12 protein-coding genes are annotated in these 11,782 nt (G+C 64.4%); 5 read left to right on the forward strand and 7 right to left on the reverse strand.

The genetic code is table 11. The annotated features are described in order from the left end of the window. Positions 1–9: 9 nt before the first annotated feature. Positions 10–747 (reverse strand): HAD-IA family hydrolase, encoded by a 738-nt coding sequence (locus FYB76_RS23160; RefSeq protein WP_034331773.1) that lies wholly within the window; start codon positions 745–747, stop codon positions 10–12. Between the two features lie 95 nt (positions 748–842). Here FYB76_RS23160 and FYB76_RS23165 point away from each other — a divergent pair, with 95 nt between their 5' ends. Further along, a complete protein-coding gene (locus FYB76_RS23165) occupies positions 843–1,745 on the forward strand; it encodes a TraB/GumN family protein (RefSeq protein ID WP_370516400.1) in 903 nt (300 codons plus the stop codon). A 102-nt stretch (positions 1,746–1,847) separates the two neighbouring features. Here the strand turns inward: FYB76_RS23165 and argB are convergent, their stop codons facing one another. The 4 genes from argB to FYB76_RS23185 form a co-directional block, all read right to left on the reverse strand. Next, complete coding sequence (argB, locus tag FYB76_RS23170; RefSeq protein ID WP_088755080.1) at positions 1,848–2,741, reverse strand: acetylglutamate kinase; 894 nt, start codon at positions 2,739–2,741, stop codon at positions 1,848–1,850. Between the two features lie 131 nt (positions 2,742–2,872). After that, complete coding sequence (locus tag FYB76_RS23175; protein WP_088755081.1) at positions 2,873–3,664, reverse strand: hypothetical protein; 792 nt, start codon at positions 3,662–3,664, stop codon at positions 2,873–2,875. Positions 3,665–3,732: 68 nt separating this feature from the next. Continuing rightward, positions 3,733–4,527 (reverse strand): type III pantothenate kinase, encoded by a 795-nt coding sequence (locus tag FYB76_RS23180; protein ID WP_154135199.1) that lies wholly within the window; start codon positions 4,525–4,527, stop codon positions 3,733–3,735. Next, positions 4,524–5,366, reverse strand: coding sequence for a biotin--[acetyl-CoA-carboxylase] ligase (locus tag FYB76_RS23185; RefSeq protein ID WP_154135200.1), 843 nt, complete (start codon positions 5,364–5,366; stop codon positions 4,524–4,526). The genes FYB76_RS23180 and FYB76_RS23185 overlap by 4 nt, the downstream gene beginning before the upstream one ends. A gap of 111 nt (positions 5,367–5,477) precedes the next feature. On the opposite strand from FYB76_RS23185, the gene FYB76_RS23190 reads away from it, so the two are divergent. The 4 genes from FYB76_RS23190 to FYB76_RS23205 all read left to right on the forward strand — a co-directional run bounded on the left by FYB76_RS23190 (position 5,478) and on the right by FYB76_RS23205 (position 9,216). Further along, positions 5,478–6,629: a VanZ family protein gene (locus FYB76_RS23190; protein ID WP_154135201.1), complete on the forward strand. Its 1,152-nt coding sequence runs from the start codon at positions 5,478–5,480 to the stop codon at positions 6,627–6,629. Between the two features lie 67 nt (positions 6,630–6,696). Next, positions 6,697–7,035 (forward strand): ferredoxin, encoded by a 339-nt coding sequence (locus tag FYB76_RS23195; RefSeq protein ID WP_088755085.1) that lies wholly within the window; start codon positions 6,697–6,699, stop codon positions 7,033–7,035. Positions 7,036–7,113: 78 nt separating this feature from the next. Further along, a complete protein-coding gene (locus FYB76_RS23200) occupies positions 7,114–7,776 on the forward strand; it encodes an alpha/beta hydrolase (RefSeq protein WP_088755086.1) in 663 nt (220 codons plus the stop codon). Between the two features lie 285 nt (positions 7,777–8,061). After that, positions 8,062–9,216: a D-alanyl-D-alanine carboxypeptidase family protein gene (locus tag FYB76_RS23205; RefSeq protein ID WP_154135202.1), complete on the forward strand. Its 1,155-nt coding sequence runs from the start codon at positions 8,062–8,064 to the stop codon at positions 9,214–9,216. A gap of 227 nt (positions 9,217–9,443) precedes the next feature. Here the strand turns inward: FYB76_RS23205 and ahpF are convergent, their stop codons facing one another. Both ahpF and ahpC read right to left on the reverse strand, forming a co-directional pair. Further along, positions 9,444–11,045 (reverse strand): alkyl hydroperoxide reductase subunit F, encoded by a 1,602-nt coding sequence (gene ahpF / locus FYB76_RS23210; protein WP_154135203.1) that lies wholly within the window; start codon positions 11,043–11,045, stop codon positions 9,444–9,446. Between the two features lie 170 nt (positions 11,046–11,215). Next, positions 11,216–11,779, reverse strand: coding sequence for an alkyl hydroperoxide reductase subunit C (gene ahpC, locus FYB76_RS23215; RefSeq protein WP_008332872.1), 564 nt, complete (start codon positions 11,777–11,779; stop codon positions 11,216–11,218). Between the last annotated feature and the right edge of the window lie 3 nt (positions 11,780–11,782).

Below are 11,782 nucleotides of genomic sequence, written 5' to 3' on the forward strand. Positions count from 1 at the left end.
CCCTTCAGCTCAGCGCGCGGCCCCCAGCGCCGCAAGCCGTCGTGGCAACTGCCGCACTGAACGAACCTTCACATCGACAAAACCCGGCAAGCGACTCAATGCGCGTTGGCCGCCCATGTGCCCGAGCAGCGCCTGGCTACCGCGCAGATACTGCGTGACCCAGGCCGTGCGCACGCCCAGCTCCCGCGCGCTCTTGAGGTTATCGACCGTATCCTCGACCAGGATGCAGCGGCGCGGCGCCACCTTGTGGCGCGCCAGCAGCTTGCGCAGCATGATGCGCGAAGGCTTGGGACGCAGCTGGCGATGCACGTGCATGGACTCGATGGAGATGTGATGCGAGAAATGCCGGTGCAGCCCCAGGTGCCGCACCAGCTCACGGGAATAACGGCGCGGTGCGTTGGTGAGCAGGATCTTCTGCCCCGGCAACTGCGACAGCCAGCGCCCGATGCCGCGCTCTGCACGCACCATGCCCGGCAGATCATCGAACAGATGCGCTTCATGCAGGAATTCATCCACCCCCAGCCCGTGGTGGCGCACCAGCCCCAGCAGGGTGGCGCCGTAGAGCTTCCAGTAGTGCCGCCGCAGGTAATTGACCGCTGCTTCGTCGCTGGGCTGGCCATCGTTGTCCAGCACGCGCTTGATGATGCGGTTCATGTTGGTGTTGATGGCCGGGAAGATCGCGTGCGAGGCGTTGTGCAGGGTATTGTCGAGATCGAACAGCCAGAGCGGTGTAGTATTGGACGCCATAAAAAGACCGGCGCGCCGCCGTCACCGGGGCGCACCTTCAGCAAGCTAGGAAAGAAAGGCCAGCAGTGACCGGATTGATGCAACGCTTGATTATAGTGAGTTTGACCTGGCTGTCCTGCCTGAACTTGCTCTCCCCCGCCCGCGCTGCCACGCCAACCGATGCGGCCCCGCCGGCGCCACCGCGCGGCGCCCTTTACCAGGTCTCCGACGGCCGCCATACCTTGCTGCTGTTTGGCACGATCCACGTCGGCGCTCCCGACTTCTATCCGCTGGAACCGAAGCTGCAACAAGCCCTGGCCGTGGCGCCCGCACTGGCGCTGGAACTGGACCCGCAGAACAGCGCCGCCATGCAGAGCGCCGTACAGCGCTACGCGGTCTATCCTGCCGGACAACAGTTGCTGGACCAACTCGACCCGGCACTGCGCGAACGGACCCGGACCACGCTGCAGCGTTTCGGCATGACGCCGCACAACGTGCAGCAACTGCGCCCCTGGATGCTGGCCATGGCCCTGACCGTGCAGGAATACGTACGTCACGGCTATCGCACCGACCTGGCCGTGGACAGCCATCTGGCGGCAACCGTCCGTGCACATGGCGGCAAGGTGATTGAACTGGAAAGCGCCGACCGCCAGATGGGCCTGTTCAGCAAGCTCACGCCGGCACAGCAGGCGCAATTCCTCTCCGATACCCTGCAGGAGCTGGACGATGCCGACCTCACCCGCAAGCTGGACCGCCTGGTCGCCGCCTGGCGCCGCGCCGACAGCGCCGACTTCGCTGCCGCCTTGCAGGAGATGCAGCAGGATGACAGTTTCGCCAGCCGCTTTGCAGTGCAAACCCTGCTGCGCGAGCGCAACCCCGGCCTGGCGGCGGGCATTGCAGGACTGCTGCGCCAGCAGGACAAGGCCGTGGCGGCCATCGGCATCCTGCATCTGGTCGGGCCGGGCAGCGTGCCGGTCCTGCTGGAAAAGCAGGGCTTGCAGGTGCGGCAACTTTACTGAATCCGTCCGGCCGCGACGCATCAAAGGCGCGGCAATGCGCTGTGCACAAAAAAAGGGATGAGCACGCTCATCCCTTTTTGCATGACCGGAGCCCTGCAGCGATCAGTGCGAACGGATCATGGTCCCGAAGGCCTGCTCGGTCAGCACTTCCAGCAGCAGCGAATGCTCGATGCGGCCGTCGATGATGTGGACCGTGTTCACGCCCGACTTGGCCGCATCCAGGGCCGAGGAGATCTTGGGCAGCATGCCGCCGGAGATGGTGCCGTCGGCGAACATCTCATCGATCTCGCGCGCCGACAGGTCGGTCAGCAGGTTGCCGGCCTTGTCCTGGACACCGGCGATGTTGGTCATCATGATCAGCTTTTCGGCGTGCAGGATCTCGGCGATCTTGCCGGCCACCACGTCGGCATTGATGTTGTAGGCCTGGCCATCGTCACCGAAACCGATCGGCGAGATGATGGGGATGAAGGCATCGTCCTGCAGCGCCTTGACCACAGCCGGGTTGATGGCGTCGATCTCGCCGACGTAACCGATGTCGAGGAATTGACCGGGATGCTCCTTGTCCGGCATCTGCATCTTGCGCGCGCGGATCAGGCCGCCGTCCTTGCCGGTCAGGCCCACCGCCTGGCCGCCGTAGTGATTGATCAGCATCACGATGTCCTGCTGCACTTCACCGCCCAGCACCCATTCCACCACTTCCATGGTTTCTTCATCGGTAATGCGCATGCCCTGCACGAAGGTCCCCTGCTTGCCGATCTTCTTGAGCGCCGCATCGATCTGCGGGCCGCCGCCGTGGACCACCACCGGGTTCATGCCGACCAGCTTCAACAGGATCACGTCGCGGGCGAAGCCGTGCTTGAGGCTTTCTTCGGTCATCGCATTGCCGCCGTACTTGACCACGATGGTCTTGCCGTGGAATTTGCGGATATACGGCAGCGCCTCGGCCAGGATTTCGGCTTTGATCTGGGGAGCTACGTTGGTGAGGTCGGTGGTCATGGCAATGTCCTGTCGATGCGATGAGGAAAAAGTGATGGGGTGATGCGGTTAGGGACGCGATTTTACATGGAAAGCCGCTTGCCTTCGCACTGCAACATGCGGCGTGTCCTATCCAGACAACGCCGCCGCGCTCAGGCGCTGCAGGCGCGGATTTCCTGATCCGGGAAGGCGCTCTTGATGTTCTCCAGCGCGGTGCGGGCTTCCGGGCTCAGATCGCGCAGCTGGAACACCTGCTTGCCGGCCCCCGAGCGGCGCGCAATGATGCGGGCGCTGCGCACCCCGCGCGAGATCAGCTGGCCCACATAGGCCTTGGCCGCCTCCTCGGTGCGGAAAATGCCCAGCGAGACACCCGAACGCAGCGCCGGATTGGGGAAACTGTCAGGAATGACATAGAAATCGCCGATGCCCAGCCGGCGCAGCTCGGCAACGCGGCGCTCGGCGCCCTCGCGGCCATCCTGGGGCGGGATGTAGACCATGTGGCTGGTCACGTCCTGGGTCAGCTTCTGGACCACCTTGTCACCCAGCTTGAGGCCGGCCAGCTGGTCCGAAAAGCGGCGCGCATCGGCGGCAGTGAAGTTGCCGACCTCAGTACAGGAAGGGGTGACCGTGGCGACCTGCGCAGCCGCAGGCTGGGCCGGGGACGCCGTGGCGGGGGTTGCCGCCGGGGCGGCAGCGGCAGGCGCTGCGGCCGCCGTCGCAGGGTCGGCAGCGGACGCCTGCGTCGTCGCCGGCTGCGCGCGCAGTTGCGACGCCAGTTTCTCGCTGTTGGCCGGCAGCACGCTCAGCAGTTCCGGGCGCAATTGCTCAGCCAGGCGCTGCGGCTCGCGCCGTTCGGAGGCGTTGGCACCGAAATAGCCGCGCGACATCCCGAACAGGACCACGTTACCTACCAGCAACAGCCAAAAAAGCAGTTTCAGCTTCATCCGCGCCCAGTCTTCCTTGCCCTGATTGATTTGCTTGTCTGCATGGACAAGCGCTCAGCGTCCATGGTTCATACCCGCATGGTGGCCATATGAAGGCCTATGAGCACCAGATTATCCACTTTTTCCAGCGGCGTCTCGCCCGCTGCGAGGTAGGGCGCCAGCAGCAACCCGGCACCTCCGGCCAGCAGGCAGCGCAGTTGAGCGTGCGGACGCAGGCGCCGCCGTTCGGCCAGCGCATGCTCGATGGCGCCGACCTGGGCCGCGATGCAGCCGGCGACGATGGCATCGACGGTATTGTCCGCAAACATCCGTTCGGGCGGCGCAGCGCCATCGATGCGGGGCAACTGGGCCGTATTCAAGGCCAGCGAAGTGGCCATGGTGCCGAAGCCCGGCAGGATCATGCCGCCCTCGAAGCAGCCGTCGGCGCTGACCACATCGATGGTGGTGGCCGTGCCGCAGGTGGCCACCAGCAGTTCCTGATCCGGAAACAGCGCCCGCGCACCGATGGCCGCAGCAAAGCGGTCGCAGCCCAGCTGGCCGGGATGGCGATAGCCATTGCGCACGCCGGCCCGCTCGGCAGTGGAAGCGAACCATTCGACGATCACGCGCGGCCCGAAGACATCGTGGAAGAGGGCCTGCAGGCTCTCGCGCAGGGCCGGGCCGGCGACGTTGGAGACGCAAACCTGCAGCGCTTCATCAGCAGCAGCCTGGCTGGCCAGTCCGGTCCAGTCCTGGGCCAGCGCCTCCACCTGGGCACGTTCCACTGCGCCTTGCTGCTGCCAGCGCGGCAGCGTACTCCGATCCGCATCGGCCACGACCGCCCACTTGATGCGGGTATTGCCGGCGTCGACCAGGAGCCTCATGCGTCTTGCAAGCGCAAGGAGACATCCCCGGCCAGGATTTCGACCTGTCCGCCCTCGGTGTCCATCAGGAATCGGCCCATCATGTCCACGCCCACCGCGGTGCCTTCCTGCAGCACGCGGCCATTCTCGACGATCTTGACGGCCTGCCCCGCATAGGCGTGGAAGGCTTCCCAGCGCTTGACGAAGGCCCCGAACCCGCGCGCCTCGAACTCTTCCAATACCCCTGCCAGCGCGCTGGCGATGATGGCCAGCACGGTTTCGCGCGGCGCCTTCTGCAATTCTGGCGCGGCACCGACGGCGCGCTGCAGTTCATCTTCCAGCCCCGGCGGGACCGCCAGGTTCAGTCCGATGCCGATCACGGCCCAGGTGCCATCGCCCTGGCGGCCATCGGCAGCGGTCTCGATCAGGATACCGGCCAGCTTGGCGCCCTCGCGCAAGACGTCATTGGGCCACTTCAGTTGCGGCCGGATGCCGAACACTTCCAGCGCCTCGGCCAGCGCCACGCCCACGGCCAGCGGCAAGCCCAGCAGCGCATGCATGGGACGCTGCAGGCGCCAGGCCAGCGAAAAGGTCAGGGAATCTTCCGGGGCGGCGCGCCAGGGACGGCCGGCGCGGCCACGGCCGGCGGTCTGGCGGTCAGCCACCAGCAGCAACGGGCGCTGCAGGGACGACAGGCGCTGCATCAGGTCGACATTGGTGGAACCGGTCTCGGCCACGGCTTCGACATCGATGCGTTGCTGGCCAGTGGGATCGGATCCGGCCAGGAGCATGCCGATGCGCTCGGGACGCACCAGCGGCGCCGATTCAGGCTCGGCAGGCATGGGAAAGGTCAGTGTCATGCGCGCATTGTAACGGCAGAGCGCGCCTGCGCGGGGTGCCTGGCACGCTGCAATGGTAAAGACGGCAGCCAGCCGGCGCCGCCTGGCCCGAAATCGGTTACCCTCTGGCCCATGCCCGTGCCACCCGATTCCCGCTCCGAGCCTCCCGCTACCCCGGCCAGCGCGCCGGCAGCCTCGTCGTTCGCGCGCGTGAGCCTGCTGGTCTATACGCTGCTGATCGTCTACGCCAGCTGGTATCCCTTCTCCGGCTGGCGCGACATGGGGCTCAAGCCCTTCGATTACCTGGGCGCGCGCCTGCCTTACTACTGGACCGTGTTCGACGTCTGGACCAACGTCGCCGGCTACGTGCCGCTGGGCCTGCTGCTGGTGCTGGCCCTGCATCCGCGCCTGCGTCCCTGGTGGGCAGTATGGCCGGCCACGCTGGCCGGTGTGCTGCTGTCGGCCTGCATGGAGGCGGTGCAGACCTACCTGCCCACGCGCGTGCCCTCCAATCTCGACCTGCTGACCAATTCGCTGGGCGTGGCCCTGGGAGCCTTGCTGGGTGCGGCCTGCAGCCGTACCTTCCTGCAGGATAGCCGCCTCCTGATGCTGCGCCGGCGTTGGTTCTCAGGCGCGGCCGGCCGCGGGCTGGTGGTGGCGTGGCTGTGGCCGCTGGCACTGATTTATCCCCAGAATCACCTGTTCGGCCTGGGACATCTGGTACCACCGCTGTCGGCGTTCTTTTCCGACCTGTTCGATACCCCCATCGACCTGGCCACCACCTGGCTCAACAGCGCGCAACCGAGCGCCGAACAATACTGGCTGGCCGACGTCATCGTCACCGCCTGCGGCCTGACCGGCGCGGCTCTGCTGGTGCTGCTGCTGATGCGTCGCCAGGCCCCACGCCGGCGCCTGGTGACGCTCTACCTCCTGGCCTGCATTGCGGCCAAGTCGCTGGCCTGCGCACTGTTCTTTGCGCCCCAGAATGCCTTCGTCTGGATCTCGCCCAGTGCGGTGGGCGGTATCATGCTGGGCACCCTGATGATCGTCGGCCTGGCCTGGGCCCCGCCCACGGCGCAGCGGCGGGTGGCGGCACTGGCCTTGATCCTGAGCCTGGTGGTGACCAATGCGGTGCCGGCCAACCCCTACTATCTCTCCACCCTGGAAACCTGGGTACAGGGCAAATTCCTCAACTTCGACGGTGCCGCGCAGTTCCTGTCGGTACTGTGGCCCTTCCTGGCGATCTGGTTCCTGTTGCACCCGGTGCACCGCAGGCCGGGCTGAGCGAGGTGTATCATTGACGCTTTGCCGGCCTGCGCCGGCACTGCCGTCACTCTCCACAGGGCCTTCCATGAGCGATCAAGAGCAAGCGCAAGAACAACCCTATTACGAACATCACGTCTTCTTCTGCCTGAACCAGCGCAAGCCGGGCGAACGTACCTGCTGTGCCGACAAGGGCGCGCAGGCCGCGCAGGAGCACGCCAAGAAGCGCATCAAGCAACTGGGCCTGTCCGCGCCCGGCAAGGTCCGCATCAACAAGGCCGGCTGCCTGGAGCGCTGCGAAGAAGGCCCGGTGGTGGTGATCTACCCGCAAGGCACCTGGTACACCTACGTCGACAATGAAGACATCGACGAGATCATCGACAGCCACATCGTCGGCGGCAAGGTCGTGGATCGCCTGAAAATCTGACGATATGAAAGTTTGATCAAGCTGCCGCCCGCAATGCCGGGCGCAGCAAGCCTCCCCTCATCCGTTTCCCCGCAAGCCATGAACGTACATACCCAACACTTCCAGATCGCCGGCGCCGTCGGCCAGCTCGAATGCGCGCTGGACCTGCCCGATCCCGAGCAGTTTGCCGCTCCCGTGGGCCTGGCCCTGGTGGCCCATCCGCATCCGCTGTATGGCGGCACGATGGACAACAAGGTCGCACAAACCCTGGCCCGCACCTTCCTGGCGCTGGGCTACGTGGCAGTGCGCATGAATTTCCGCGGCGTGGGCAAGTCCGAAGGCGTGCACGACCACGGCGCCGGCGAGACTGACGACATGGCCCTGCTGCTGCAGCACATGCGCGCGCAGTATCCGGAGCTGCCGCTGGCCTTGGGCGGATTCTCCTTCGGCACCTTCGTGCAGGCGCAATTGCAGCAGCGCCTGCTGCAACAGGACGCCGCCTCGGCTGCCGAGCGCCTGGTGCTGGTCGGCACGGCCGCCGGCAAGTGGCCCATGCCGCCAGCCCCGGCCAATACCATCCTGATCCACGGCGAGCAGGACGAGACCATTCCCCTGTCCGCCGTACTGGACTGGGCCCGCCCGCAGGAGCTGCCGGTGGTGGTGATTCCGGGCTCGGATCACTTTTTTCACCGCAAGCTGCAACATATCAAGAACGTCGTGGTCGAAAGCTGGCATCGCCGCCCGGCGCAGCTTCAGGCCTGAGGATTTCCGGCACGACCGGTGTTCATCCGGAAGCATGGCGGCGCTGTACGAGGCCAGGACCAGGGTGCATGCCGGTATCGTGAGGGGATTTTCGGGGATGAAGATCCATTCAATTGGGAACGATGCCACATGACGTTTTATAATTCAGTGCGGCCAGCCAGACCGGCGCAGCGCGCCATTGCGGTTGTTCGCATCGATTGACCAGACTGATCCGTCCTGCCTCACCCTCTTTTCAAACCAACAGCTACGATGTTCCCCCGTGCTGGCAATTTTTCTTAGGCACCGATGAAAAAGCTTCTCGCGGCATTCGCCGCAACCGTCCTTTCCCTTTCTGCCCTGACCGCCTCCGCCCAAAGCCTGCCGCCGCCGACCGTGGCGGCCAAGAGCTGGCTGCTGCTCGATGCCTCGGCCAACCAGGTCATCGCCTCAGCCGACCCCGATACCCGCGTGGAGCCGGCCTCCCTGACCAAGCTGATGACCGCCTACCTGGCCTTCGCCGCCCTGCGCGACAAGCGCCTGAGCCTGGAGCAGGAAGTCAGCGTTTCGGTCAACGCCTGGAAGGTCGATCCGAGCAGCTCCAAGATGTTCATCGAGCCCAACAAGCCGGTCTCGATCGACAACCTGTTGTACGGCCTGATCTCGGTGTCCGGCAATGATGCCGCCGTGGCCGTGGCCGAAGCGGTCTCCGGCACCGAAGATGCCTTCGTGCAGCTGATGAACCGCGAAGCGCAGCGCCAGGGGCTGACCAACACCCACTTCAGCAATCCGCACGGACTGCCCAGCGCCGACACCTACACGACCGCGCGCGACCTGTCGATCCTGTGCCGCAACCTGATCAACGACTTCCCCGACTATTACAAGCGCTATTACTCGGTCAAGAAGTTCACCTACAACAACATCACCCAACCCAACCGCAACCGCCTGCTGTGGCTGGATCCGACGGTCGACGGCATGAAGACCGGCCACACCTCCAGCGCCGGCTATTCGCTGATCACCTCGGCCCATCGCCCGGTGCCCAACGGCGAGCGTCGCCTGATCTCGGTGGTGATCGGTACCGTGTCCGACCAGGTCCGCACCCAGGAAAGCCAGAAGCTGCTGAACTGGGGCTTCCAGAACTTCGACGCCGTGAAGCTGTACGCCAAGGGCCAGGCCGTGGATACGCCTGACGTGTGGAAGGGTTCGCAGGGCAAGATCAAGGTCGGCTTCAAGAACGATGTCTACATCACCATCCCCAAGGGCAGCGCTGACAAGGTCAAGACCAAGCTGGAACGCAATGATCCGCTGATCGCCCCGATCTCGGAAAACGCCAAGGTCGGTACCCTGAAGGTGACCATCGATGACAAGACCGTGGCCGAACTGCCGGTGATCGCACTGGAATCGGTGGGCCCGGCAGGCTTCATCGGCCGTGCCTGGGACTCGCTGCGTTTGATGTTCAAGTAATCATCAGGCAGTTCCGCCGCCACGGCGGCAGATGAGCAAGTCAAGAAAACGCCATCGGTCAGCCGATGGCGTTTTTTCATCTGCGCTGCCAAGACCACGCATTGCATGCCGATACGTATCCGCAAACCCTTGGATGCATCGGATCACATACCCCAGGCCAGAAACAAAAACGCCACCGGCGAACCGGTGGCGTTTCTTTTACTGCGTTACTGGCTGGCCGGAATCAATCAGGCCGCAACCGCTTCCTTGGCCACAGCCGGTGCCACATCATCCGCCGACGAACGGATGAGGTGATCGAAAGCCGACAGAGCAGCGGTAGCCCCTGCGCCCACGGCGATGACGATCTGCTTGTACGGCACCGTGGTCACGTCGCCGGCCGCGAAGACGCCAGGAATCGAGGTCTGGCCCTTGGCGTCGATCTCGATCTCGCCATGCTTGGACAAGGCCAGGGTTCCCTTGAGCCATTCGGTATTGGGCACCAGGCCGATCTGGACGAACACGCCTTCCAGCGCCACGTGCTTGACCTCACCGGTCTCGCGTTCCTTGTAGCTGATGCCGTTGACGCGCTGGCCGTCGCCGGTGATCTCGGTAGTCTGCGCCGAGGTTACGATGGTCACGTTGGGCAGGCTCTTGAGCTTGCGCACCAGCACCGCATCAGCCTTCAGTTCGGCTGCGAACTCGATCAGGGTCACATGGGCGACGATACCGGCCAGGTCGATGGCCGCTTCCACGCCCGAGTTGCCGCCACCGATCACCGACACGCGCTTGCCCTTGAACAGCGGACCATCGCAGTGCGGGCAATAGGCCACGCCCTTGTTCTTGTATTCCTGCTCGCCCGGCACGTTGACGTTGCGCCAGCGGGCACCGGTGGACAGGATCACGGTCTTGCCCTTCAGTACGCCGCCATTGGCCAGCTTCACTTCGATCAGCTTGTCGCCCGGCACCAGGGCTTCGGCACGCTGTACGTTCATGATGTCGACGTCATAGGCCTTCACGTGCTGTTCCAGCGCGATGGCGAATTGCGGGCCTTCGGTTTCCTGCACCGAGATGAAGTTTTCGATGGCCAGCGTATCGAGCACCTGGCCGCCGAAACGCTCGGCCACCACGCCGGTACGGATGCCCTTGCGCGCTGCATAGATGGCAGCGGCTGCACCGGCGGGGCCACCGCCGACGATGAGCACGTCATACGGCTCCTTGGCGCTCAGTTCTTCACCCTTGCGGGCAGCGGCACCGGTGTCGAGCTTGGCGAGGATCTCTTCCACGCCGGTACGGCCCTGACCGAAGACTTCACCGTTCATGTAGACGGTCGGCACGGCCATGATCTGGCGTTGCTCGACTTCACCCTGGAACAGCGCGCCGTCAATGGTCACCGACTGGATGCGCGGATTGATGATGGACATCACGTTGAGCGCCTGCACGACTTCCGGGCAGTTCTGGCAGGTCAGCGAGACGTAGGTCTCGAAGCGATAGTCGCCGTCCAGGTTCTTGATCTGCTCGATGACCTTGTCGTCGAGCTTGACCGGGTGCCCGCCGACTTGCAGCAGCGCCAGCACCAGGGAGGTAAATTCGTGGCCCATGGGGATCGCGGCGAATTCGACGCTGATATCGGTCCCGGGGCGGTTCAGTTTGAAGGACGGGGTACGTCCCTGGGCATCGGCACCGCGTTGCTCGACCAGCTTGATGCGGTCCGAAAGCAGCACGATGTCTTGCAGGAGTTCCTGCATCTCACGGGACTTGGCGCCATCATCGAGCGACGCGACGATCTCGATCGGGTGGCTGACCTTTTCCAGATAGGCCTTCAATTGGGTCTTGAGATTGGCATCAAGCATGATGATCACTTCCTCGTTGAGAGATTCTAGGGTCGCCCTGACCACGGCCTCGCCCTTGTGGGGGTCGGCCGCTTGCCCGGGGGAGCGGGTCAGGACGGATACTGCGGGATATTCAGTGCGGCGCCAGCCGGAGAACAGCGCTTGGCTGGCGCGATACGGCGGGATGTTGCTTAGATCTTGCCGACCAGGTCCAGCGAAGGCTTCAGGGTGGCAGCGCCTTCTTCCCACTTGGCGGGGCAGACTTCACCCGGGTGCGATGCCACGTACTGGGCGGCCTTGACCTTGCGCAGCAGTTCCGAAGCGTCACGGCCGATGCCGTTGTCATGCACTTCCATGACCTTGATTTCGCCTTCCGGATTGATCACGAAGGTGCCGCGCAGTGCCAGGCCTTCTTCTTCGATCAGCACTTCGAAGTTGCGTGCCAGGGTCGCGGTCGGGTCGCCCACCAGCGGGTACTGGACCTTCTTGATGGCTTCCGAGGTGTCGTGCCATGCCTTGTGAGCGAAGTGGGTGTCGGTGGACACGCCGTAGATTTCAACGCCCAGCTTCTTGAATTCAGCGTAGTTGTCGGCCAGATCTTCCAGCTCGGTCGGGCACACGAAAGTGAAGTCGGCCGGGTAGAACACGAACACGGACCACTTGCCCTTCAGGGTGGCTTCGGTGATGTCGACGAACTTGCCATCGTGGTAAGCGGTTGCCTTGAACGGCTTGATAGTGGTGTTGATCAGGGACATTGT

This window comes from Herbaspirillum sp. CAH-3 (assembly GCF_009668275.1).
Lineage (GTDB): Bacteria > Pseudomonadota > Gammaproteobacteria > Burkholderiales > Burkholderiaceae_D > Herbaspirillum > Herbaspirillum aquaticum.

What these genes read in the sequence shown, in the direction of transcription:
- FYB76_RS23160 (WP_034331773.1), bottom strand. Translation starts at nt 747, where the DNA reads ATGGCGTCCAATACTACACCGCTCTGGCTGTTCGATCTCGACAATACC.
- argB (WP_088755080.1), bottom strand. Translation starts at nt 2,741, where the DNA reads ATGACCACCGACCTCACCAACGTAGCTCCCCAGATCAAAGCCGAAATC.
- FYB76_RS23175 (WP_088755081.1), bottom strand. Translation starts at nt 3,664, where the DNA reads ATGAAGCTGAAACTGCTTTTTTGGCTGTTGCTGGTAGGTAACGTGGTC.
- FYB76_RS23180 (WP_154135199.1), bottom strand. Translation starts at nt 4,527, where the DNA reads ATGAGGCTCCTGGTCGACGCCGGCAATACCCGCATCAAGTGGGCGGTC.
- FYB76_RS23185 (WP_154135200.1), bottom strand. Translation starts at nt 5,366, where the DNA reads ATGACACTGACCTTTCCCATGCCTGCCGAGCCTGAATCGGCGCCGCTG.
- FYB76_RS23190 (WP_154135201.1), top strand. Translation starts at nt 5,478, where the DNA reads ATGCCCGTGCCACCCGATTCCCGCTCCGAGCCTCCCGCTACCCCGGCC.
- FYB76_RS23195 (WP_088755085.1), top strand. Translation starts at nt 6,697, where the DNA reads ATGAGCGATCAAGAGCAAGCGCAAGAACAACCCTATTACGAACATCAC.
- FYB76_RS23200 (WP_088755086.1), top strand. Translation starts at nt 7,114, where the DNA reads ATGAACGTACATACCCAACACTTCCAGATCGCCGGCGCCGTCGGCCAG.
- FYB76_RS23205 (WP_154135202.1), top strand. Translation starts at nt 8,062, where the DNA reads ATGAAAAAGCTTCTCGCGGCATTCGCCGCAACCGTCCTTTCCCTTTCT.
- ahpF (WP_154135203.1), bottom strand. Translation starts at nt 11,045, where the DNA reads ATGCTTGATGCCAATCTCAAGACCCAATTGAAGGCCTATCTGGAAAAG.
- ahpC (WP_008332872.1), bottom strand. Translation starts at nt 11,779, where the DNA reads ATGTCCCTGATCAACACCACTATCAAGCCGTTCAAGGCAACCGCTTAC.